Source organism: Alteribacter keqinensis, assembly GCF_003710255.1.
In the GTDB taxonomy this organism is placed as follows: domain Bacteria; phylum Bacillota; class Bacilli; order Bacillales; family Salisediminibacteriaceae; genus Alteribacter; species Alteribacter keqinensis.
Genome location: NZ_RHIB01000004.1, coordinates 190023 through 213191, shown reverse-complemented (window position 1 = coordinate 213191; position 23169 = coordinate 190023). Strand labels below are relative to the sequence as shown.

Annotated in this window: 18 protein-coding genes and 1 other annotated feature; of the genes, 6 read left to right on the top strand and 12 right to left on the bottom strand. The window is 45.5% G+C overall.

Annotated elements, in window-relative coordinates; all coding sequences use genetic code 11:
* Positions 1-8: 8 nt before the first annotated feature.
* Positions 9-1559 (bottom strand): L-glutamate gamma-semialdehyde dehydrogenase, encoded by a 1551-nt coding sequence (gene pruA, locus EBO34_RS19650; RefSeq protein ID WP_122901814.1) that lies wholly within the window; start codon positions 1557-1559, stop codon positions 9-11.
* A 236-nt stretch (positions 1560-1795) separates the two neighbouring features.
* Between pruA and EBO34_RS19645 the strand changes: the two genes are divergently transcribed.
* Complete coding sequence (locus tag EBO34_RS19645) at positions 1796-3205, top strand: sigma-54 interaction domain-containing protein (protein ID WP_122901812.1); 1410 nt, start codon at positions 1796-1798, stop codon at positions 3203-3205.
* Between the two features lie 49 nt (positions 3206-3254).
* On the opposite strand, the gene EBO34_RS19640 is transcribed toward EBO34_RS19645, so the two are convergent.
* The 4 genes from EBO34_RS19640 to EBO34_RS19625 all read right to left on the bottom strand — a co-directional run bounded on the left by EBO34_RS19640 (position 3255) and on the right by EBO34_RS19625 (position 8480).
* Positions 3255-5027 (bottom strand): ABC transporter ATP-binding protein, encoded by a 1773-nt coding sequence (locus EBO34_RS19640; RefSeq protein ID WP_122901810.1) that lies wholly within the window; start codon positions 5025-5027, stop codon positions 3255-3257.
* Positions 5028-5560: 533 nt separating this feature from the next.
* Positions 5561-6886, bottom strand: coding sequence for a GerMN domain-containing protein (locus EBO34_RS19635; protein ID WP_122901808.1), 1326 nt, complete (start codon positions 6884-6886; stop codon positions 5561-5563).
* Positions 6883-7422: an RNA polymerase sigma factor SigX gene (gene sigX, locus EBO34_RS19630; protein ID WP_122901807.1), complete on the bottom strand. Its 540-nt coding sequence runs from the start codon at positions 7420-7422 to the stop codon at positions 6883-6885. The genes EBO34_RS19635 and sigX overlap by 4 nt, the downstream gene beginning before the upstream one ends.
* A 329-nt stretch (positions 7423-7751) precedes the next feature.
* Positions 7752-8480, bottom strand: a complete 729-nt coding sequence (locus EBO34_RS19625) for a glycerophosphodiester phosphodiesterase family protein (protein WP_122901806.1) — start codon at positions 8478-8480, stop codon at positions 7752-7754.
* A gap of 359 nt (positions 8481-8839) precedes the next feature.
* On the opposite strand from EBO34_RS19625, the gene EBO34_RS19620 reads away from it, so the two are divergent.
* The 3 genes from EBO34_RS19620 to EBO34_RS19610 all read left to right on the top strand — a co-directional run bounded on the left by EBO34_RS19620 (position 8840) and on the right by EBO34_RS19610 (position 11567).
* Positions 8840-9586 carry a GerMN domain-containing protein gene (locus EBO34_RS19620; RefSeq protein WP_183163963.1) on the top strand — a complete coding sequence of 249 codons (747 nt, stop codon included), beginning with the start codon at positions 8840-8842 and terminating at the stop codon, positions 9584-9586.
* A gap of 155 nt (positions 9587-9741) precedes the next feature.
* Complete coding sequence (locus EBO34_RS19615) at positions 9742-10296, top strand: flavin reductase family protein (RefSeq protein WP_122901804.1); 555 nt, start codon at positions 9742-9744, stop codon at positions 10294-10296.
* A gap of 32 nt (positions 10297-10328) precedes the next feature.
* Complete coding sequence (locus EBO34_RS19610; protein ID WP_122901803.1) at positions 10329-11567, top strand: ATP-binding protein; 1239 nt, start codon at positions 10329-10331, stop codon at positions 11565-11567.
* Positions 11568-11671: 104 nt separating this feature from the next.
* Here the strand turns inward: EBO34_RS19610 and EBO34_RS19605 are convergent, their stop codons facing one another.
* The gene (locus EBO34_RS19605) at positions 11672-13795 is read right to left on the bottom strand and encodes a heavy metal translocating P-type ATPase (RefSeq protein ID WP_122901802.1); all 2124 of its coding nucleotides are present in this window, start codon (positions 13793-13795) and stop codon (positions 11672-11674) included.
* Positions 13788-14156 carry an ArsR/SmtB family transcription factor gene (locus tag EBO34_RS19600; protein WP_122901800.1) on the bottom strand — a complete coding sequence of 123 codons (369 nt, stop codon included), beginning with the start codon at positions 14154-14156 and terminating at the stop codon, positions 13788-13790. The genes EBO34_RS19605 and EBO34_RS19600 overlap by 8 nt, the downstream gene beginning before the upstream one ends.
* A 400-nt stretch (positions 14157-14556) precedes the next feature.
* On the opposite strand from EBO34_RS19600, the gene EBO34_RS19595 reads away from it, so the two are divergent.
* Complete coding sequence (locus tag EBO34_RS19595; RefSeq protein ID WP_122901798.1) at positions 14557-15123, top strand: hypothetical protein; 567 nt, start codon at positions 14557-14559, stop codon at positions 15121-15123.
* A gap of 9 nt (positions 15124-15132) precedes the next feature.
* On the opposite strand, the gene EBO34_RS19590 is transcribed toward EBO34_RS19595, so the two are convergent.
* The 4 genes from EBO34_RS19590 to argS form a co-directional block, all read right to left on the bottom strand.
* Positions 15133-15480 (bottom strand): AbrB/MazE/SpoVT family DNA-binding domain-containing protein, encoded by a 348-nt coding sequence (locus tag EBO34_RS19590; protein WP_122901796.1) that lies wholly within the window; start codon positions 15478-15480, stop codon positions 15133-15135.
* Between the two features lie 80 nt (positions 15481-15560).
* Positions 15561-17810, bottom strand: coding sequence for a heavy metal translocating P-type ATPase (locus tag EBO34_RS19585; RefSeq protein ID WP_249414160.1), 2250 nt, complete (start codon positions 17808-17810; stop codon positions 15561-15563).
* A 135-nt stretch (positions 17811-17945) separates the two neighbouring features.
* The gene (locus tag EBO34_RS19580) at positions 17946-18965 is read right to left on the bottom strand and encodes a F510_1955 family glycosylhydrolase (protein ID WP_122901794.1); all 1020 of its coding nucleotides are present in this window, start codon (positions 18963-18965) and stop codon (positions 17946-17948) included.
* A gap of 218 nt (positions 18966-19183) precedes the next feature.
* Entirely contained in the window at positions 19184-20866 is a 1683-nt protein-coding gene (argS, locus tag EBO34_RS19575) for an arginine--tRNA ligase (protein ID WP_122901792.1), read from the bottom strand.
* A 332-nt stretch (positions 20867-21198) separates the two neighbouring features.
* Positions 21199-21388, bottom strand: a binding site (T-box leader).
* Positions 21389-21511: 123 nt separating this feature from the next.
* Here argS and EBO34_RS19565 point away from each other — a divergent pair.
* The gene (locus EBO34_RS19565) at positions 21512-22408 is read left to right on the top strand and encodes a DUF2628 domain-containing protein (RefSeq protein WP_122901789.1); all 897 of its coding nucleotides are present in this window, start codon (positions 21512-21514) and stop codon (positions 22406-22408) included.
* A gap of 314 nt (positions 22409-22722) precedes the next feature.
* On the opposite strand, the gene csaA is transcribed toward EBO34_RS19565, so the two are convergent.
* On the bottom strand, positions 22723-23058 hold the full coding sequence (csaA, locus tag EBO34_RS19560) for a chaperone CsaA (RefSeq protein WP_122901787.1): 336 nt from the start codon (positions 23056-23058) through the stop codon (positions 22723-22725).
* Positions 23059-23169 lie beyond the last annotated feature (111 nt).

Here is a 23169-nt window from a genome sequence, read left to right as displayed (position 1 = left end):
CCCGCTGATTAGAACTGGTCAGTTACTGTTTTTGGCTGCAGGAAGTGTAATAGGTAGTCAGGTCCACCGGCTTTAGAGTCTGTTCCAGACATGTTGAATCCGCCAAACGGCTGGTATCCAACGATAGCTCCGGTACATCCGCGGTTGAAGTAAAGGTTTCCTACGTGGAAATCTTCACGGGCCTGCTCAAGGCGTGCACGGTTGTTGGAAATAACCGCTCCTGTGAGACCGTAGTCTGTGTTGTTCGCAATTTCAAGAGCGTGATCGAAATCCTTCGCTTTTGTAAATGCCACAACCGGTCCGAAAATTTCTTCCTGCATTAGGCGTGCTTCAGGGTCAATGTCTGCAAAGATCGTTGGTTTTACGAAGTACCCTTCAGAGTCGTCTCCTTCTCCGCCAGCCATCAGGCGCCCTTCTTCTTTTCCGATTTCAACGTACTTCATTACTTTATCAAAAGCAGCCTGATCGTTTACAGGTCCCATGAAGTTGCTGTTGTCATTGAATGTAGCACCGACAGTCAGCTCTTTTGTAAGCTCAACAGCACGGTCCAGCACCTGGTCGTATACATCCTCGTGGATAACCGCACGGGAACATGCAGAACATTTCTGTCCGGAGAATCCGAATGCAGAAGATACGATCGACTCTGCAGCAAGCTCAAGATCTGCTTCTTTATCTACAACAATCGTGTCTTTTCCACCCATTTCAGCGATGACACGTTTCAGCCATTTTTGACCTTTTTGTACTTTTGCAGCACGCTCATAAATGCGCACCCCTACGTCACGGGATCCTGTGAAGTTGATGAAACGTGTGCGCGGGTGATCTACAAGGTAGTCCCCGATTTCCGCGCCGCTGCCCGGGATGTAGTTTACTACCCCTGCGGGCATCCCCGCTTCTTCCAACACTTCCATAAACTTGTACGCCACAACCGGTGTAGTTGTTGCCGGCTTAAGAAGGATCGTGTTTCCAGCTACCATCGGTCCGGCAACTGTACCTGCCATGATGGCAAAAGCAAAGTTCCAAGGAGAGATGGTTACACCTACACCCAGTGGAATATAGTTAAACTGATTATCTTCAATTTCACGTGAATTAATCGGCATGCCGTTCTTCAGACGATTAATCTGACGGGCATAGTATTCAAGGAAGTCAATCGCTTCAGCAGTATCAGCGTCCGCTTCTTTCCATGGCTTACCTGCTTCGTATACAAGGTAAGCAGAGAACTCATGCTTACGGCGACGAATCATGGCTGAAGCACGGTAAAGAACATTAGCGCGGTGCTCAGGCTTCCACTTTCTCCAAGTTTCAAACGTCTCATCGGCAATCTTATGAGCTTTTTCTGCGTGATCCTGTGTTGCTTTAGACACATATCCGACAACCTGTTTGCGGTTTCCAGGGTTTTCAGATACAAATTTATCTTCAGTCATGACGCGCTCTCCGCCAATGATCAATGGATATTCTTTACCCAGCTCTCCACCAACCAGTTTCAATGCTGCTTCCATCTCTTTACGGTTTTCCTCAATTGTGAAATCCGTGAATGGTTCGTGTTTGTAAGGTACTACCATGGAAAATCCACTCCTTTTAAAAAGATTCATCAAAATGATAATATTGACACTTTTCTTATAATGCAAAAACCGTGCCAAAAAGGAAACCCTTACATGAACAGGTGCTCAGTCACTTTTTATGCAAAATTGATTTGCACTGAAAAAATATTTTGCGCTTTTTCCGCAAAATGTGTTTGCGCCCTGTAAAAAGGGAAGGGTAAAATATAGCTAATGGATTGTGATGGGGAGGATGTTTTATGTACGAGGAGCGTTCATTACCGAAGCTGGACCATATCTATCATCAGTTGCTCGATGCCGTTGACGTGGGAATTCACATTGTCGATGATCAAGGCGTAAGTGTCGTTTACAACCGTAAGATGTCTGAAATTGAGGATATGGATAAAATCGATGTTCTTCAAAAAAACATAATGGACATTTTCATGTTCACAGGTGAAGAGGAAAGCCGCCTGATGCAGGCGCTCCGAAAAGGCGACTTGAGGAAAAATGCCAAGCAGACGTACTTTAATTATAAGGGACAGGAAATTACAACCATCAACGATACCTTTCCCCTCCGCAGTGAAGGCGGAGATATCATCGGTGCTGTAGAGATTGCCAAAGACATTACCCGTCTCGAGCGCCTCACCAGGGAAAACGCCAGGGATAAACCGGACGCCAGGTATACGTTTGATCAGATTATCGGCAAAAGTGACGCCATCCTGGAAGTCATCGACAACGCCAAGCGTGCGACAAGAACCACCTCGTCTGTTTTGATTACCGGAGAGACCGGAACCGGAAAAGAACTGTTCGCCCAAAGCATACATAATGGAAGCGAACGTTCATCCAAGCCTTTTATCAGCCAGAACTGTGCGGCACTTCCTGATACCCTCATTGAGAGCATTCTCTTCGGAACTGTAAAAGGGGCTTTTACAGGCGCTTCGGAGCACCCCGGCCTTTTTGAGCAGGCAGACGGGGGCACCCTCCTGCTGGATGAGATCAACTCCCTGAGTGCCCCGCTTCAGGCAAAGCTCCTGCGGGCGATCCAGGAAAAGAAAATACGTCGTATCGGCGATACAAAGGACAGACCGGTAGATGTACGAATCCTTGCTACGGTTAACGAAGACCCTCTCATTTCTATAAATAAAAACGATCTCCGGGAAGACTTGTACTACCGTCTGAGTGTTGTCTCCATCGTCGTCCCTCCCCTCCGGAAAAGAAAGAGCGACCTGGAGTGTCTGGTTGACCACTTTATTGAAAAATACAATTACCGTTTTCAGTTGAAAGTACCCTGCGTATCGCCAGGCGTTATGGAACTTTTCAACGAGTATGACTGGCCGGGGAACGTCCGTGAGCTTGAACATATGGTCGAAGGAGCCATGAATTTGATTCAGTACGATGAGGAAATTGACTATACTCACCTTCCTCCTCACGTGCGCCACAAGTTTCCTTTATACGCTACCTACTCGTTTGCCCCGGTCCAGGCCTTCCCTCCGGCTGCAGAAAAGAAACCTAACCGGACGCTTCAGTCATTTATGGAAGAAGCAGAGCGCGTATATATTGAAGAAATCCTTCATCAGTGTGAATGGAATGTGACACAGGCAGCAAAAGAACTCGGCGTGAGCCGCCAGAGCCTGCAATACCGGTTAAAGAAATACGGTCTAAAGAAATAAATCAGAGGTTGATCCAAAAGGTAAAAATCTGCCTTTTGGGTCAACCTCTTTATCCTTCAATTTTAAACTGCTGATTAACAAAACTCCGGTACAGCTCATTATTTTCATACAATTCATCATGTGTCCCCCTGCCGCTTACACGCCCTTTTTCCAGCACGATAATCTGATCCGCCCCTAAAACCGTGGAAAGGCGGTGGGCAATCACAAGCGTTGTCCTCTTTTTCATTACATTATCGAGTGCCTCCTGTATTTTTTGTTCAGACTCACTGTCCAGACTCGATGTAGCTTCATCGAGCATCAGTATGGATGGGTTTTTCAGCAGCGCCCTTGCAATTGCAATTCGCTGCCGCTGACCACCTGATAGCTTAATTCCCCTCTCTCCCACTTCTGTGTCAAATCCCTCAGGCAATGACAGAATATATTCATCGATGTTTGCCAGCTTGGCTGCTGCAACGAGTTCATCCTCAATCACTTCCTTCTCAAGGCCGTAACTGACGTTTTCCCGAATTGTTCCGGCCATCAGCGGACTCTCCTGGGACACATAGCCAATTGATTGGCGCCATGTTTTCAGATCAATATCGCGAACCGGCGTTCCTCCCGAAGCTATAACACCTGAAGCTGGCTCATAAAACCGTTCAGTCAAAGAAAATAAGGTAGACTTTCCGCTTCCGCTCGGGCCGACAATCGCGGTTACCTTTTGCGCGGGAACCTCGAAGGAAACATCATGGAGGACAATGTCTCCTTTTTCGTACTGAAAAGTCAGGTTACTAAAAACAAGAGAACTTCCGTTCACCTCTCCTCTTTCCCCCAGGCCGTATCGCTCTTCTTCCATATCATAAAGTGCACTGATTCTCTCTGTAGCTCCCATCGCCTTCTGAACTTCAGCAAAAAATGAAGCAAACCGGCTTACAGGAACAACAATCATGAAGAGATATAAAATAAATGCCACCAACTCCCCTGCTGTAATCTCACCAGAAGCGACACGCACGCCTCCATATCCGATAATAAAGACGAGCATGGCCATCATGGCCAGTGAGATTAACGGATTCAAAACCGCAAACACCTTCGCTTCTTTCAGCCCGAACCTGAACAGCCCCTCAACTCTGTCTTCCCCGCTCAAGGCTTCTTTTTTCTCAGCGTTGTAAGCTTTAACGAGTCTGATCTCAGACAGTACCTGTGTAAGCACCGTTGTGAAGCTTGCCATTTCCTTTTGAATCGACTTGGAAATCCTGTACATCTTTCTTCCAAGAGGAATGATGATGAACAGGATCACCGGCACCACCGAAAGCATAACAAGAGTCATCTGCCAGTCGAGAAAGAGAAGAATGACTACCGCACCAGCAATAGAAATAACCCCGGTTACAGCAGAAACAAGGTGATTCGTTATCAAGGCTTTTACAATATTCGTGTCATTTGTAATCCTGCTGATCGTTTCCCCGGTCCGGTTTGTATCGTAATACGATACGGGCAGCCGTAAAACCTTATTCCAAAGGCGTATTCGCAGGCTTCGTACGACATATTCCCCGACATAGGTTAATAAATAAATGGAAAAACCTGTAGAAACCGCCTGTACGATAAACAGGACGATAAATCCGATTATCAGACCGGTCCCGAGACTCCCGGTGGCAAGCTGATCTACTACTCCTTGTGTAAATAAAGGGATAACCAGGCCAACTCCTGTTTCAATCAGGCTGAGGAGTAATGCCACAGCTACGATCCACTTAGGCGGATTTGTCTGTCTGACCATTTCCCAAAAAGCGCGAAAGGTTACTTTTTCTTTTTGATTATGTAAATTGTTATCATCTGCTGTGTCGTTTTTCATCTTTTTTTCAGCACTCTCCCTTTCGACATGAACATTTCCCGGGAAACACTCTTCGACTTCCCATTATTTGTGCCGTCGTTTCCCGTAAAACAGCGCTACTGGTCACAGGATTGCCGCTTTTTCGCCATCAGCATACATTCCAGGCGGGAAATACAATTTTATTTACGGTGAGGAATTAATTTTGTTTCAATAACCCTCGTTGTATTTTTTTAATCGTTATCTGACACAAAAGTCTTAAGCACTTCATGGTTCATGAAGTTAAGTATTCAGTCTTTTTTTCGGACAGATTAGCTCATCATTTCCCAACGCATTGTGGGTGTTGAACGGAATACGTGAGACTCCTGCGGAAGTACGAGGCAGGCAAGACCTTACATCTCACCGGGGTGGCTCGGAGCGAGTCAGTGGAAAGGGATCGTATTCCGTTCAACGAAGCTTAAGATATAATGAGAAGTTGAGAATTCCCATGTAGCCTAAATTAAAACAAAAACAATGACCTCCACTCTCGCTGCTGGAGAATGGAGGTCATTGCTTTCTTATTGTTCATAAGGTGTCTCATCCGGATAAACTTCCTCGCCGATGGCAATTCCTTGTACCTGTTCAGCACCTTCTCCTTCAAATACAACAAAGTCATAACCAAATTCGGCTGCTGTATATAAAAGAGCCTTCAGCATCATCGCCTGCTCTTCGGAATTTTCATCAAACGTATATTCTTCATCAAAGATAACGGTAATTCCCCCGTTTTCCTCTGTAACTTCTGTTATCAGCTCACGCTCTTCATCAAATTCAGGCATCGGTGACTGAAGGTCTGATCCTTCTTCAACATCCTTCATCCACTCAATTGTTTCTTCAAAGCTTCCTGGTGAAGCATCTTCCTGAGATGCCTGGGAGCTGTGAACAAGTAAGGTTTCCCCGCTCTCTGTCGTAAAGAGCATGTAGCCAAGAGGTCCTTCTCCGTTTCTAAGCTCCCACTCTTCGGTCACTCCGTCTGCCCCGAATGAGAAGCCGTCCTCTCCTTCAGTGGTCAGAACGATGCGTTTAACGCCAAGAGCCAGGAACATTTCCTGAAGACCTTCACGATAATAATCGGTCTCCATGCTGGAGAGACTCTGGAAGCTTTGTTCCTCTTCATCGGTAAAATCAAGCTGGACTGTTTTTTCGTCAATAAACACAACGTCATTCAGTCCCGGGAGAGTGAGCTGGTCACTCTCGCCTTCCTCTGTAAGCAGGTTTATCAGAAGATCTTCCAGTTCTTCATCCGTTTCAATCACTTCATTTTTTATTGCAATTACAAAATCAGTAGCGGTACTGAAAACATATGGAACCGGGAGCGTTACCATTCTCGTTTCCTGCTCAGTAACCTCAGCCTCAGCCTCTTCCTCTTCCTGAAGATCTGCAGATTCAGTCTCACTCTCCTCATCCGCAGTCTCATCACGCTCACTCGCTGCATCAGCGTCATAAGATTCCTCCTCACCGGCGTCATCTGGAGGGGGTTCGTAACTCTCAGGTTCAGGAGTAGACTCTTCTTCTTCCTCTGATTCCTCAAACAAAGCGGTGGATTCCTCGTCTTCAGCAGAGTCCCCGTCATCGGATGAATTGAGGATCAAAGACTGTTCATTCTGACTGGATAAAAAAGAAGGAACAATTAGTACAAGAAGAAAGATGGCGGCCGCACTGGCCATAACAGGATAGAGCCAGGGCTTCTTATTACGGCGGGACGAACTTCTCGTGGCAGGCTGCTTTTCTGCCCGCTTTTCAATTTTAGTGAAAAGATCTTCTTTAGACTGCCTGTCTTTTATAGGTGGGAGATCTTTTAATGTATTTTCAATATCCGTTTCATCCCAGCGAGACTTTCGGGTCATCTTCCTGCCTCCTTCTCCATTTCTTCTCTCTGTAAGTGTTTCTTCAATGTCTTGATTGCGCGGTGCTGCGTTGTCTTCACTTTACTGTCGGTCCACCCAAGAACAGCTGCCGCCTCCTGAATAGACATGGATTGAATATATCTTAGAATGAGCACTTGTTTTTGATCCTCTGTACAGTGCTCCATCATTTCATAAACATGCTGAACATCATCATTTTGTTCCACAATTTCGTCAGGAAGCGGAGATGGATCGTGTATTTCAAACGCTCTTTCTGAGAGCTCATACTGTTTTCCAATCCATTTTCGCTTCTTTCTGTTCTGGCTTCTCATCCAATCAATAGCGACGTGCTTGGCTATTGAATAGAGCCAGGTTTTTTCTGAACTCTTTCCTTCAAATCCATTGTAGGAATGAAGGACTTTTATATAAACTTCCTGCACTAATTCTTCTGCCGTTTCACGGTTACGAACCATGTAAAACAGGTACTGGAATAACGCATGATGATAGGTTTCATACAAGCGTTCAAACTCCTCCCGCACAGTTTTCCCTCCCTGTCACTATAATTTGTCGATATAAAACGTTGGATGTTACATCTTTTTTCATATTTATTTGTTTTTATTTTGAAAAAACCCAGACCCAGTATAATGACCCGGCGATAAACCCGATTATCAATAACAGGATAAATAACTGAATATTCTTTTTGCGCATGATGGTATGTCCGCCTTCCTGTATAAAAAATACGATACTCGTTATTATACCAAACGATAATTTAAGAGGACAGACCAGGGTTCTTTAAAATGGGCAATCCGTAAGAAAACAGACTTCAAAAAAGACAAAACCCCTGCCGGAAATAGCTGCCGGCAGGGGTTTACGTCTGATTTCTTATTCTTATGGCCAGTTCCGGGTTGTCTGTAATAACGCCGCTTACATTTAATCCTATAAAATAGGCGAGCCATTCAGGGTCATTAACGGTATAAGGCCTTACTGGTATACCCTGAAATTCAATCTCTTCAATTTCCTCCGTTTTTAACATTGGAAAGTAATAGTGAAAGCTGTCAAAGTTATGACTTTTCACATATTCACCTATATTTACAAGTGCCCCATGCACCAGAGCTGCCCGTTCCACTTCAGGTGCAATTTCATCAATTCGTTTCAATGCAACATGATCAAAACTTGAATAAATAACCCGTTTTTCCAACCCTGACTGAGCCACAAGTTCTGCCGTTTTTTCTGCTAGAAGGTCCCGGTCCCAGGACGGGCATTTCAATTCAATATTAAACAGAAGATTGTTCGACACTGCCCATGTGAGTACATCACGCAATGAGGGGATAACTTCTTTTTCATAAACAGATGCATACCAAGCTCCGGAAGAGAGTTGCTTCAGGTCCCCAAGGGTATGTTCTCTCACTAATCCCGTTCCAGAGGTGGTGCGGTTTAACGTATAGTCATGAATTACCACCACCTCTTCGTCTTTGGTTAATTGAACATCAAGCTCAATCCCGTCCGCTCCTGCATCCGCTGCCGCCCGAAAGGCAACCATCGTGTTTTCAGGCAAAAATGCCGACACCCCTCTGTGAGCAAAAATCAATGTAGACACGCCATCCCTCTCCTCCTTCTATAAATGCCGGACATTCATATCGTTATTTACTTCCTTATAATAATATGTTTATTTTCCTGCGGGATCGTTTATCCTTGAGGCCCTTCATTTATATTGTTTTCCTCCTCTATTTTAACCGGAGAGTATTTATCATTAATGAAGAATATATTGTATTTTTGTGATTTTTGTTTAAGAATGCTCATTTTTATAGGTCTATCTACGATAACCAACTATGACTTTCGACATGTTTTGGCATGTTTTTTAATAAACAGGATGAAAAACATGCTAATCTTGTAACGGATTTCTTGTTATGACGACTTACATATAACAAAAGAAACGATATGAAAGAAGGGGTCACTATGAAGAGAGCAAAATGGTTGTTTGTAACATTAAGCGCGGCATTGGTGTTAGCTGCCTGCGGGCAGGGAACAAATGAGGAAGATGTATCAGGAGCCGAGGGCGCTGATTCTGAAGAAACTGCAGAAGAAGTTGAAGACACTGAAGACGATGAGGCTGATGCTGAAGAAGATGACGCTGAAGACGCTTTAGAAGAAGAGGAAGATGCTGAAGAAGCAACAGAGGAAGAGGAAACGGATGGAGCCGGTGAAGACGACAGTGCCGGTGAAGACGAAGCCGCTGAGGAAGAAGCCGTCGAAGAAGACGAAGCTCAGGAAGATGACGTTGCTGTGCTGAACAGTGTCACCTACTATTTCAGTGATGATCAACTTATGGAAACCTACCGTGTCACAACGGACCAGTCTGTTACCCAAGACGAACAGGGGGCAAAAGAAGTTCTTGAACAGTGGATTGCCGGTCCTGACCGTGACGGGTTGATGGGACTTGTTCCTTCAAACGTTACTGTTCAGGAAGTCAGATTTGCTGATGGTGTTGCCTATGTTTCTTTTTCCGGAAACATTACTGAAGCAAACCTCGGTTCGTCCGGTGAAATGATGTTTACAGAGCAGCTGGCTATGATGATGGCGCAGTTCGGCTACGAAAAAACACAGCTTTTAATTGATGGTGAAGTGCCGGGAGAATTCCTCGGACACATGGACGTAAGCGAACCATTTGAAGCTTCTGCTTCTTCTCAATACAGTGAGTATTAATATACAGAATGTAAAAGCCGTACTCTGTGAGTGCGGCTTTTATGTTGTTTCTCATGCTGAACCCGGGAGAATTCGACTAAAAACTACATTTATCCTCCAACCTCTCTTATAATAGAGTCAGACAATTCATGAAGATCTGAAAGGAAGAAACTATTATGCTAAAAAGTACAGATCAGACCGTCATGCACAGCTACCCGGGGCTCGTTGCCCTCATTACGGCCAAGCATGAGCATACTCAAAACATTATGGCTGCCGGCTGGCATTCTTACATATCATTTGACCCTCCTATTTACGGAGTCGCTGTCGCAGAAGAACGTTTCACTCACCATCTCATGAAAGCATCGGGAAGCTTTGCTGTTAATTTTGTTCCTGCTGAATTCGCGGCTTATATTGATGGCGCAGGTAAACACACAGGAAAAGACGGGGATAAATTCAAGGCTCTGGGGATCGGATGGAAGCCCGCCGAAACCGTTGACGCTCCAATTTTAAAAGAAGCTTACGCAGCTTATGAATGCAGTATAATAGACATCAACCGGTACGGGGATCATGACTGGTTTGTGGGGAAAATGACCAGGTTTCACCGGGACGACTCAAAGTTCGGTCCTGACAGACTGCCAGACTTTGAAAGAATAAAGCTCCCTTTATACCTCGGACGATCCCAGTACCTCATTGCAGATGAAAGTACCAGCATCCTGAAGCTTAAAAAATAATACGGTGCCAGACACTTTAAAAGGGGGACACGATGACAGAAACCTTACTCATAAACGTTCTTTTTCTCCTCACACCATTGATTATGTTCTTGATTTTTCTTGAAGACGCCTATCCGATTTCCAGTAAGAAGCTCATGATTTTTCTTTCAGCCTTTTCCATGGTGCTCTGTATGAGCTTTCCCATCACTCTGGAAATTGGATTTATCTTTGACCTGCGCTATATTCCCTTTATTATTGCATCATTATACGGAGGCGTTAAGGTTGCTCTGCCTTTGTATGCCGTATTGAACGTATACCGTTTTTTCATTGGCGGTGAAGGGGTTATTCAATCCTTCTTTTTTTCAACCGTTATTCTTCTGATTGTGATTTACTTGGGCAGAAAGTTTATCGCACACCACCCCCGCAAACGGATTACGATTGCTACATTCCTGTCATTTCTGATGGTCAGTTTTTACCTGGCTACATTAATGCCATTTTACGGTGCAACTGCAACGTTTGCCGTTATTTCTGCCAACGTACTTTCTATTCACATCCTTGGTACGCTTGTCATTATGCTGCTTGTTGAAAAAATCATAACAAACGCGAAAGCACGGGAGTCGCTCATTCAGTCAGAGAGACTGAATACAATCAGTGAGCTCTCTGCGAGTGTGTCTCACGAAATCCGGAACCCGCTCACCGTTTCCAGTGGTTTTTTGCAGCTGTTGAATCAGTCAAAAACAATCCAGCCCTCTGATAAACGATACGTTGATCTTTCTTTACTTGAAATCAAGCGGGCAGAAAAAATTGTGACTGATTTTCTATCTTTAGCCAAACCACAAGCTGAAAACATGGTTCGTTCCAATCTGGAGGAAGAGTTCGTTTATGTAAACAACATCATGTCTCCTTTTGCAAAGATGCATCAGGTCGAACTGAATTATACTTTCGACAACTCCATCACTCTTACGTATGACAAAAATCAGATGCAGCAGTGTCTGATCAATCTATATAAAAACGGAATTGAAGCCATGAAAGAAAATCCCGGAACCCTGATTGTAGAAGCAGCCGGTCGGGGTGATGCGATTACGATCAGGATTCAGGATGAAGGTGTGGGAATGACCAAGGAAGAAATTGCCCGGATGGGAAAGCCTTATTATTCTACTAAAGATAAGGGCACAGGCCTTGGAATGGTTGTTGTATACAGCACCATCTATAAACTTAAAGGGAGAATTCATGTGGAGAGTGAAAAAGGCAGGAGCACAACATTTCACATAACAATACCGGGCACTGAGTAAGTCTCAGTGCCCGGCTTTTTACTGTCTGTTCTGCTGGTTTGGCGCTGATTGTACGGTGAATCCCTTCGCCTCCTCACTTTTCACCCGCAAAACACACCATCTTCCTATCTCTTTATCTTCATTAACCTTAAGCTGTTTAATGTTACGAGCAGCGTCGCTCCGATATCGGCAAAAATCGCGATCCAGAGGGTAAGAAGACCGAATGGAACGAGCATAAGGGCAGCAAGCTTCAAAACAAAAGAGAAAATGATGTTCTGTTTAATAACCTTCATCGTTTTTCGGCTGAGGCGGATCGTATAGGGAAGTTTGGTAAGATCATCTCCCATGAGTGAAATATCTGCTGTTTCCAGGGCTGCATCGGTTCCTCCTTTACCCATGGCGATGGAAACATCCGCTGCCGCAAGAGCCGGGGCGTCATTGACACCATCTCCGACCATACCTACATTGTACCCCTTATTTTTTAACTGCCTGATGACCGAAAGCTTATCTTCCGGCATCAGTCTTGCCCGGACATCCGTAATGCCGGCCTCTTTTCCTGCTGCTTCGGCTGTGTACAGGTGGTCTCCCGTAAGCATGACAATCTTCTTTATTCCAAGTGCTTCCAGATCTTTGATCGAATCATAAGAGTCTGTCTTCACTTCATCCTGGAGAGCAAACAGGCCGAGTACTTTCTTCTGTGATCCAATTACGATAATTGTTTTTCCTTCTTTTAAAAGACTTTCGACTTTAGTCTCTATGTCCTTGCTGTATAAACCCGGGAAGGTTTCCATCACGTATTCCGGACTCGCAGCAAATACCTCCTCGTTTCCTGCCTTCCCTCTTATACCACGTCCCGGAAGATTCTCAAGCCCTTCTATGAGCAACGGATTTTCCGTAATCTCGGGATCTTCCTTTTCCGTATAGCGAACCACGGCTTTACCGAGAGGATGATTCGAATATTTTTCAATAGCATAGGCAAGAGGAAGAAGATTCTCTTTTTTTTCACCATCCGGCAGTACCACATCCGTTACAGCCGGCTCCCCTTTCGTCAGGGTTCCTGTCTTATCAAAAGCGACAGCATTAATTTTTCCTGCCTGTTCCATATGAAGTCCGCCTTTAATCAGAACACCTTCATGTGCACTGTGGCCGATGGCCGTCACAATGGCAACCGGTGTTGAGATAATTAAGGCACACGGACATCCTACCACGAGCGTCGCCAGTCCTAAGTAGACCCATTCACCCCACGATGCCTGGAACAAAAGCGGTGGAACCATAGCGATCAATGCTGCTAGGATCATAATTGCCGGCGTATATACCATTGCAAACCGGTCGATAAACTGCTGTGCAGGAGCTTTCTCCTGCTGGGCTTCTTCTACAAGATGAATGATCTTAGCCAGGGCCGTATCTTCCGGTCCTTTTGATACTTCAAGTTTAATCAAGCCTTCTTCATTCAGCGTTCCTGCAAAAACCTCGTCTCCGGTCTTTTTAAAGGCAGGAATACTCTCTCCCGTTATTGCGGCTTCGTTTATTGTCGTAGATCCCTCTGTTACGATCCCGTCTGCCGGAATGTTTTCACCCGGTTTTACGATCAAGGTGTCAGAGATACGGATATCCTTAACCGGAACCGTTATCTCCTTATTCCCTCTTACTGCAACCGTATAGCGTGGAGCCAAGTCGATCAGGTTGCGAAGTGACTTTCTCGCTTTTTCCATCGAATAGCTCTCCAGAGCTTCACTGAGGGCAAAGAGAACAACAACGATGGCTGCCTCTCCCCACTCTCCGATCAGCCCTGCCCCGATAATGGCGATGGTCATGAGTGTACGCATCGTAAATTCAAACTTTAAAAGGTTGCGAAGCCCCTGCCAGAACAAACGGTAGCCTCCGATGGCAACCGCTATCACAAAAATGGTAATCGTGAGGGGGTGTGATTCTCCGGCCTGAAAAAGCAGGACCCAGCCTGCAAATGTAAGTACAGCCGCGATCATGACCCTGATATTCTTAGCCTTTTTCCAAAACGGGGTGTGGTCTTCTTCAATCCTTTGGTCTGCTTTAAGTATCTTTAAGTCTTCAAATGCACCGGCTTCCTCGATTTGTTCTATGGTCGCCTCACCTTTCACCGTAACTTTACTGGCGGCAAAGTTTACTTTTGCCTCTGTTACACCGTGGATGTTTTGAACATTACGTTCAAACTGAGACGCACAGTTTGCGCACGTAAAACCACGGACGACGTACTCTTCCTTCTTACTCATGACCTTTACCTTCCCGTTGATGAAGCATAGCCAGATTGATTACATCCGTTACATGATCATCATCCAGACTGTAAAAAACAAGTTTCCCTTCTTTCCGTGATTTCACAAGACCCTTTTTATGGAGCGTCCGGAGATGATGGGACGCGGTGGCAGTGGATGCCCCCAGCAGGTTTGCAATGTCACACACGCACAATTCCTCAGTAAGAGTCAGGGCATAGGCCACAGTAAAGCGTTTTTCATCGGCAAGGACTTTAAAGATCTGACTCGTTGCCTGTACATCTGTTTCGTTGATTTGTTTTTTAAGAGCATCAACTTTTGCCTGGTCGTATGTGTATACTTCGCATGTTTCTGTCGTTTTCATCTACAATCACCTCTGGGTTTACAATATTCAAATTCTGGTTTGAATATACCTCAAAAGGGCAGATTATTCAAGAGTTCGTTTGAATGTTCTGCGATTTGTGGTTGTGGTTTCCATTTAAATGGGGGGAAGATCTGGAATTATTAACAATTACTTCTCTTCCCGATTGTTCAAATTTCTCCTGGAAGAATTAATCGGATTTTTGATTGTATTATTTGTTTTTTCGATAGTATTAATTTTGTTTTTGGCACAATTATGATGGTTTTTGATAGTATTACTTCTCTTCCCGCTCATAAGCCAGGATTTTTTAACACCAACCACCGCCCACACCTTCCCTTCTATTTCACAGGTTGTACGAATAGGGATAAAAGAGAACCGAAAAACCGGGAGGGGGTATATTGTAATGGCTTTGGTACTTCTGATTGTTCCATTGGGACTGTTTTTATACTTCAGTGTGAAGCGTGGCAATGGCCTGACGCTAATGGAAAAAATGATGAATGTAATGGCAGGGGCAATGCTTACGGGGATGGTGGTCGGATTTTATTTCGGAGGCATCTTTCACGGGACATTCACCCACTCTCTCACCGCTTCCGTCGCGTCCGGGGCCATAGCTGGTGCGGTGATCGGATTACCTTATAAAGGTCTTCCTGTGGTTGAAGGACTTGTCTCAGGAAGCATGGCGGGGATGATGGGTGCAATGACAGCAGAAATGCTACCAATATCTTTCGTGTCATCTGCAGTTGTAATCTTAGTGCTCGCCACAGTGGCCGCTTTTCTCTGGATGAGTCAGCGGACCATCGACGGAGACGCTGTAATCAGAAAAGAAACAAGCCACGCGTATTCCAGCACATGGCTTGTTTTCACTCTTGTATATGTGGGCTTTTCCTTTTTTCTGATGGCAGCAGAGCCGCCGTTCAATGTGGAGACGCCTGCTGAACCCCATCAGCAAAATCACATGCATACCCCTTAAACAGCAATCCTAAACTTTTTCGAGCAAAAGTTCACAAAATTGTGCGGGGTCAGACCCCACGCGGATGCGGAAGGTGGTACCGGGAGCAAGTATAAGCTGGTCCCGGATTTCTTTTGGCATGTAGAATGAGCCGTTATCGTTGATATGACTTTGAATGTCGAGTGATTCGTCTATACTTTTGGTCGATAGGAGGATGCTTTGGTTATCAACAACGAGAATAACTGGGCTCATGGGTTCGAGTCCGAGCTTTTCCCGCAGTTTTTTCGGTATTGTAACGGCATAGGCCTTGTTCATTTTACATGTCAGGTTTGTATCAATCCATTCTTGAGATGACTGTACACAAGAATCTGTTCCCATACAGGATGCCTCCTTATGTCTCTTTTTCCCTTATGAACGATATTAAACATAGACAGCGACAATGGACGACCTTTCCGGACTCAGGATGAGGCCGGAACAACAGTTTTAAATTTCTTCAGACGAAGGGTATTAAGTACGACCGATACAGAACTGAACGCCATGGCAGCACCTGCGAGCATCGGATTTAACAGCAATCCGAAGAATGGATATAAAAGTCCTGCTGCAACAGGAATTAAAACAATGTTGTACCCGAAAGCCCAGCCAAGATTCTGCCAGATCATCCGCATCGTGGACTTAGACAGACGCACGGCAGTGACAATGCTCATTACATCGCCGCGCATGAGCGTAATATTAGCAGTTTCCATAGCGACATCCGTCCCGGTACCGATGGCAATGCTAATGTCAGCCTGGGCGAGCGCCGGGGCATCATTTATTCCGTCCCCGACCATGGCCACTTTTTTCCCTTCTGCCTGAAGCTTCTTCACGTACGATGCTTTATCTTCAGGAAGGACCTCAGCTTCAAACCGGTCAATTCCTGCTTCTTTCGCAATCGCAGCAGCGGTACGCTTGTTATCCCCTGTTAGCATAACCACTTCGATTCCCATACCCTTCAGCATACTCACAGCGCTTTTTGCATCCTCTTTTAACGGATCCGAAACCGCCACCATGCCGGACAGGGTTCCCTCTGATGCAATGAACATCGGTGTTTTACCTTCTTCAGCAAGTTTGTGTGCGGATTGATTCAGCTCATCCGTGGAGATACCTTCCCTTTCCATAAGACGCGCGTTTCCAATAAAAACACGCTTACCTTCCCAGTCAGCCTCAATACCATGACCAGAAATCGCTTCGAATGATCCAGGCTTGGATAAAGAGAGACGCTGCTCTTTTGCAGCACGTACAATCGCTTCACCTAGAGGATGCTCTGATGCCATCTCTATTGAAGCTACCATTTGAAGAAGCGTTTCATTTGTCCACCCCTTCAAAGAGACAAGATCCGTCAAAGCCGGACGCCCTTGCGTAATTGTTCCTGTTTTATCGAGAAGAATCGTGTCAATTTTATGAGCCTGTTCAAGACTTGAGGCATCCTTAATTAACACACCGTTTTCTGCTCCTTTTTCAGTCCCCACCATAATTGCCGTAGGTGTCGCCAGCCCGAGGGCACAAGGACAGGCAATGATCAGAATGGCAATAAAGGTGGTAAGGGCAAAAATAAAGGATGGGTCAGGACCGAATACGAGCCAGATGAGAAAGCTCAGTGACGCAAGACCGACAACAGCAGGGACAAAATAAGCCGATATCACATCAACCATTCGCTGAATTGGCGCTTTGGACCCCTGGGCGTCGTTTACCATCCGGATAATCCCCGCTAACGTGGTGTCCTTGCCTACCTTGGAGGCTTCGAATGTAAACGACCCTGACTTATTAATCGTCGCTCCAATTACCGGATCGTTTTCTTTTTTTGAAACCGGTATCGATTCACCGGTGAGCATGGACTCATCCACAGTGGACGATCCGTCGATTACCGTACCGTCTACGGGTATTCTCTCACCCGGACGAACGAGAATGTGATCACCCACACGCACCTCTTTCACTGGAAGCTCCAATTCCTGTCCGGACCTGATAACCCGTGCCGTTTTCGCCTGAAGGTTCATGAGCTTCTTAATTGCAGTGGATGTCTGCCCTTTGGCTTTCGCCTCAAAATACCGGCCTAAAAGGATAAGTGTAGTAATGACCGTCGTCACATCATAGTACAGCTGGTAGGGAAAACCGGCATTCGTCAGAAAACCGGGAAAGAGCGTCATCGCTGCTGAATACGCCCAGGCAGATGTGGTACCCATTGCCACTAGTACATTCATATCCGCTGATTTACTCCGGAGAACTTTGTAGCTGTTTTTGTAAAAACGCCAGCCCGGTACGAGCTGTACATAAGTGGTGAGTATAAGGAGGAAGAACGGATTGGACATCCATCCCGGCACCCACGATCCCCACGTATGCATCATATGAGGAATACTCCCGATCAGGACAATAACTGTAGCCACTGCTGCAAACGAAAAGTCACGTATTAGTTTCTTCGACTCCGCCTCTTGTTTTTTGGACAAATCTTCTTCTTTTTCATCCGTCAGCGGCTTTGCTCCAAAACCGATTTTTTCAACAGATGAAATGATTTCACTGATCCGCTCATCTGTAATATCACCAGTGACCTGAGCCTGGTGGGTTGCCAGGTTCACATTAACAGCTTCCACACCGTCTACACGGGATATTTTCTTTTCCACCCGGTTTACACACGATGCACAATGCATCCCTTCTATTCCAAAGCGTACTTTTGCCACGGCAAAGTACCTCCCGTCATTATTCAAGTTTGCTTTCTTACACCAATATACCTCATGGGGGTATATACCGCAAGTAAATGAGCTCAACAAAAAAACAGGCTGATCCTTAAAAGAACCAGCCTGTAAAAATTACTGTTATTTTGAAACAACCTGCCCTGCGTCAATGATTTTTTCCCATGAATCGCCGCCGTCTTCACTCAGGTAGCCTTCTCCATGGAAAGTGGTGAATACGATTTCGCTGTCATCCTGAGGATTCACCGCAATATACTGAATGGCATCCTGTTCCTGAAGATCGGGACGTTTTAACACCGTCGTTTCTTCTCCATCATACCGGACAAGCTGTATTTCCCCGTCCCAAATGCCTGCATATACATCGTCTTCATAATAGGCAGCTGCAATAACAGGATTTCCGAGCCCTGTACGCTCAAAAGTGCCACCTGAATCGTTCGATAAGAAAAGCCCTTCTGACGTTCCTACCGCTAACGTATCTTCGTCCGACGGATGAACTGCGATAGCAAAGTTAGGGTAGCCTCCCTGGTCGTATGACGCTTCAGGAAGTCCTTCCCCTTCTCTTTTTTCCCACGTCTCCGCATCGTCCAGCGTACGGTAGAACCCGGTTTCCTCCAAGCGTTCGTTGGCTTTTGGATTATAGACATAAATCGCATTGGAATAGTATCCGGTTCCCTTTACGTGAAAATCCGTCATACCGAGGAGATCAAGCGTTTCCAGTGTTTTGCCCCCGTCGTTACTTTTTACAAGTCCGATCGGATCCACTTCAAAGGAAGACGCTTCTCCCGGATGGCCACTGGTGTAAAAACCATCCTCAACTGCGCTGAATCCCATGTAATCATTACGTTCTTCAGACGTTTCGTACCAGCTTCCATCATCATACAAAGCCAGTCCGTGGTGGGTAGCCACATAAAGAATGCCTTCGTTTCCCGCATATCCAAGGCCGTGGATATGGGTGATTTCCAGTTCATCGTTCTGTATAAAAAAGTCATCATCTCCGCTGAGATCAACGGTTTGTTCGTCACTTTGTTCTGCTTCCTCCACAGACTCATCAGGCTCTGCGGTCTGTTCTTCCTGGTCTTCCGCCTGACAGGCACTGACCAGAAGAATACCGCCCAAGGCGCTCAGCCATATTGATTTTCTCATCTCTACTACCTCCTGCAGTACAATGCCTTTAGTGTAAGAAAAAGAGAAGAAATAATCAAGCTCGTTCACAATCCTGCTACATTTGAGTAGCAATGGCTCCAATCGGTTGCGCGCCTGTTACGAAAAACCCACTCGTAACAGGCTTTTAAAAGTGCAACCGTTACGCTCATTGCTTAGAAGAGACTGGAAAAAGGTAAAGGCCGGCCTTTTCAGTACCTTCACATTTGACGGGGAGCCTTGATCCCTAAAAGTCTCAGTCCTTCCTGTAATACAATGCTAACGGATGCTACGACAGAAAGACGATCTCCCAGGCAGTCATCATTTTCGAGAATCTTTACCTTCCCGTAGTATTTATTAAAAGCTGACGCGAGAGAAAGAAGATACCTTGCGATTACAGAAGGTTCGTAAGTCTGCCAGGCTCTTCTGACCACATCGGGAAATTCATGGAGCTCTTTTACAACCGCCCACGACGCATCATCCTCAAGGCCTTCCTGCGGTGTCCCTTCAGCCCGGGCTTTCGTTAAAATGCTCCGGGCTCTGACATTCGTATACTGAACATAAGGCCCTGTCTCCCCTTCAAACGTCAGCATCTGTTCAAGGCTGAATTCCACAGAGTTCATTCTCTCGTTCTTCAGATCATGGAACACCACAGCCCCGACACCCACTTCCCTGGCCGTGGCCGCCTTGTTTTCGAGAGCTGGATTTTTTAATGCAATATTTTCTTCTGCCTGACTGATGGCATCTTTTAATACATCTTCAAGCAAAATGATTTTCCCTTTACGGGTACTCATTTTTTTCCCGTCCTTTAAGATAAGTCCAAAAGGAACGTGCACCATGTCCTTCTCCCACTCACGTCCCATCTTACGGAGAACGTTTTTAATCTGGTCAAAATGAAGCTGCTGCTCCGCCCCTACGACATAAACACTTTTGGCGAAATCAAAAGTTGTCTTTCGATAAACAGCTGCGGCCAGGTCTCTTGTGGCATAGAGGGTCGTACCATCTGTTTTTGTGATTAGGCAGGGCGGCTTACCAGGGCCGGTTTCAACGACATAAGCCCCTTCAGATTTTGTTAAAAGTCCTTTTTCTGTGAGTTCTGCCACTACAGGTGTCATTTTGTCGTTATAAAACGACTCTCCCTGCACATGATCAAACCTGATACCGAGGAGATCGTAAACCCGCTCAAACTCTTTTAATGACTCGTCCCGGAACCATTTCCAAAGCTTTGTCGCTTCGCCATCGCCCAGCTCCAGTTTTTTAAACCACGCTCTTCCCTCTTCCAAAAGGGAAGGATCATTCTCTGCTTTTTCATGAAAGTCCACGTAGTATTTCATCAACGTTGGAATTGGGCACTTTCTCACATCATCTTCCGCCCCCCATCGTGTATAGGCACACATGAGCTTCCCGAACTGTGTTCCCCAGTCACCCAGGTGATTAATACGGACGCAGTTAAATCCATTTTTTTCAGCAATATTGGCAAGTGCCTGCCCGATAATTGTAGACCTGAGATGTCCCATCGAGAAAGGCTTCGCAATATTGGGCGAGGAAAAATCAAATACGGTATTTCCCTTTTCCCCCGTGGTATTTGAGCCATACTCAGCTCCTTTTCTTAAAATCTCTTCTAAAATTCCTGCACTGATTTTTCTTCGTTTGAAAAAGACGTTCACATAAGGTCCCGCTGCCACTGCTTTCTCAATTTCTTGTGAAGCAACGACTTCTGACAGTTCCTGTGCAATCATATGCGGCGGCTTCTTCATGCTTTTAGCCAGCTGGAAGCAGGGGAATGCCAGGTCTCCGTGAGCTTCATGTTTAGGGTGTTCAATAAGACTGGCAATCTGGGGTTCTGAGAGTTCGTTTTTCAACGGCTCTTCCAGTGCTTTTGTGAAAATGTCCTTCATGTTCATCATCTTTTCCTCCTTTTAAACGAACGCAGCTTTCTCTGCCCGACTTAGACGAATGGTTAATTTCCACTCATTTGGTCTCTCTTTCAACAGAGTGTGCTGATTTTTTCGGCTGAATTGCCCAGTTCGACTGATTTTTTCAGCGCCTCGTGCTTCGTTGAACGGAATACGCCAGACTCCAGTGGAAGTGCGAGACTGACGAGACCCCACAGGGGCAAAGCCCTGAGGAGGCTCGGCGCGAATCCGCGGAAAGGGAGTGTATTCCGTTCAACGAAGCTGAATTTCAATTCTTTTTCAAAGCAACGCAAACAAAAAAAGTCCCGCCTCTATTTGTAAATAGAGACGAGACGATTCCCGCGGTACCACTCTGATTGTTTTTAAACCACTCAACTTGATAACGGGGTTCTCCCGAATGTATACCATTTTCTCCGAAGTGCGGTTCGCAAAGAAGGTTCCGCCGGTCTTCCACCGCCACCGGCTCGCTTTGGGCTTCTTTTTTGCTACTCTCTTCATCACCGAATATCATTTATACCATTTTTTGTATCATACATAAATTCTTTTATAATAGCAAGTATGATTTAAGGACAATCCATGTGATTTTTAAAAGGATCGTGGTAAAATAATGTGGATTATGAAAGGGGCAGGATCATGAGTGACACAAGTTTCGGGCAGATGATGACCACTGAAAAAAAAGAGATTAAACAATCTGTTCAAATAAATGATTCGTATTATATAAAAAAATGGAGCCAGTCTAAAGCTCCTGAACGATTTGCCGGTTGGAACTGGGCAGCCTTTATTCTGTCACCGTTCTGGTTCTCATACCGGAGAATGTTCGGATGGGCAAGCCTTTATTTTCTCGTTTTACTTGTCTACAGCTTTGCGGACAGCTTTATTCCTTATGTCCAGTATGTAACAGGCATAGAAGGCACTTCCGTGCGTATGATCGGCTGCCTGTTTGTGATTGCGGCTCTTCACATTCTTTCAGGCGCATACGGCAATGCTTTATATGCTAAAAAAATAAAAAATAGCGTTTTGACAAAACGAAACCAGAAACCTGACCGTGCACAGGTGCCGCTTTTTTCACAAAGCGGCGCGAGCATTATTTCCGCTATCGTTGCCCCCCTGGTGATTGTGATCTTTGCTTTTTATCCGTTTATCATCTCGGCAGAATGGGAGTACTCCCCGGGTTTTCCTAAAGGGGCCTTTGTCTATCTCGATGAATACGGGGCACCTGACACGCCATGGGAGATGGAGCAGGACCCTGAATATTACCTTTTCAGCTCAAGTCTGATGCTGTTTTACGAAAACAAGGAGCCAATCGGCCGGGGCGGTCTTGAAATTGAAATGTACAAAGTGGATGGAGAAGGTGGCCGGGAGCTGATTCTTGAACGATCCGAAACGTTCTTCCGCTCGAGTACCGTGAACATTCCCCTTCTCGATACAGGTCATGCTGATATTTCCGCCGGTGACTATGAAGTGGATGTGTATGTAGAAGAAGAACTTCAGGATACCGCCACATTTACAATGGTATCTCCTCATTCGTAAACGCTCTTTTCGTTTAGATTGTTGTAATGGTACAAAAACATAAACACAGTTATTATAGATGAAACCTGCGTACCCTGCGCTTTCCGCAGGGGTGCCGGTGACTCCTCACGCTTCGCCCTCCGGGGTCATACCCTGGCGCCCACTCCCGCCGTAGTCTTACCCGCACGCCTTTTTTGGCAGTGCGGGTTTTGTGGTTTTTTGATCCAGTAACCTCTCATTTTTCACTTCGATATCTTATTTTTCACTTTTTACTGTTAATTTTTCATTATAGCGCTTTTATTTTTTACTTCCTGCTGTCAGTCACCACAGCCCCGTCACCCTACCTTCGTTCCTTCAGGAATCTTTTCATCTACGTTAAGTAACACTACATCTCCCTCACCGGGTACACCGCCCATTACAAGAACTTCTGATTTAAACCCTGCTACACGCATCGGAGGGAAGTTTACCACCGCTACGATCTGCCTTCCCACTAACTCTTTTGGCTCGTAACGTCTGGTAATCTGGGCACTCGATTTCTTCAGCCCGATCTCTTCTCCGAAATCTATTGTCATCTTGATCGCGGGCGTTCTTGCCTCAGGAAACGGTTCAGCCTCTTTTATCGTTCCTACTCTCATATCTACTTTTAAAAAATCATCAAATGTTATTTCCATACCTCCGCTTCCTCCTTGTACATCTGTTTATACAACTACATTCGCTCTGTATAAGCATTTCCCTCTGTAAATTGAAATTAACATTTATTTTACTGACTTCTGCTATTTTTA

Bases quoted from the DNA above. Each gene is read 5' to 3' on its own strand.
- EBO34_RS19640 (WP_122901810.1), bottom strand. From the start codon at position 5,027: ATGAAAAACGACACAGCAGATGATAACAATTTACATAATCAAAAAGAA.
- EBO34_RS19565 (WP_122901789.1), top strand. From the start codon at position 21,512: ATGAGTGACACAAGTTTCGGGCAGATGATGACCACTGAAAAAAAAGAG.
- EBO34_RS19645 (WP_122901812.1), top strand. From the start codon at position 1,796: ATGTACGAGGAGCGTTCATTACCGAAGCTGGACCATATCTATCATCAG.
- EBO34_RS19635 (WP_122901808.1), bottom strand. From the start codon at position 6,886: ATGACCCGAAAGTCTCGCTGGGATGAAACGGATATTGAAAATACATTA.
- EBO34_RS19590 (WP_122901796.1), bottom strand. From the start codon at position 15,480: ATGGGAACAGATTCTTGTGTACAGTCATCTCAAGAATGGATTGATACA.
- EBO34_RS19615 (WP_122901804.1), top strand. From the start codon at position 9,742: ATGCTAAAAAGTACAGATCAGACCGTCATGCACAGCTACCCGGGGCTC.
- EBO34_RS19605 (WP_122901802.1), bottom strand. From the start codon at position 13,795: ATGAGTAAGAAGGAAGAGTACGTCGTCCGTGGTTTTACGTGCGCAAAC.
- EBO34_RS19610 (WP_122901803.1), top strand. From the start codon at position 10,329: ATGACAGAAACCTTACTCATAAACGTTCTTTTTCTCCTCACACCATTG.
- EBO34_RS19600 (WP_122901800.1), bottom strand. From the start codon at position 14,156: ATGAAAACGACAGAAACATGCGAAGTATACACATACGACCAGGCAAAA.
- EBO34_RS19620 (WP_183163963.1), top strand. From the start codon at position 8,840: ATGAAGAGAGCAAAATGGTTGTTTGTAACATTAAGCGCGGCATTGGTG.
- EBO34_RS19595 (WP_122901798.1), top strand. From the start codon at position 14,557: ATGGCTTTGGTACTTCTGATTGTTCCATTGGGACTGTTTTTATACTTC.
- argS (WP_122901792.1), bottom strand. From the start codon at position 20,866: ATGAACATGAAGGACATTTTCACAAAAGCACTGGAAGAGCCGTTGAAA.
- EBO34_RS19580 (WP_122901794.1), bottom strand. From the start codon at position 18,965: ATGAGAAAATCAATATGGCTGAGCGCCTTGGGCGGTATTCTTCTGGTC.
- pruA (WP_122901814.1), bottom strand. From the start codon at position 1,559: ATGGTAGTACCTTACAAACACGAACCATTCACGGATTTCACAATTGAG.
- csaA (WP_122901787.1), bottom strand. From the start codon at position 23,058: ATGGAAATAACATTTGATGATTTTTTAAAAGTAGATATGAGAGTAGGA.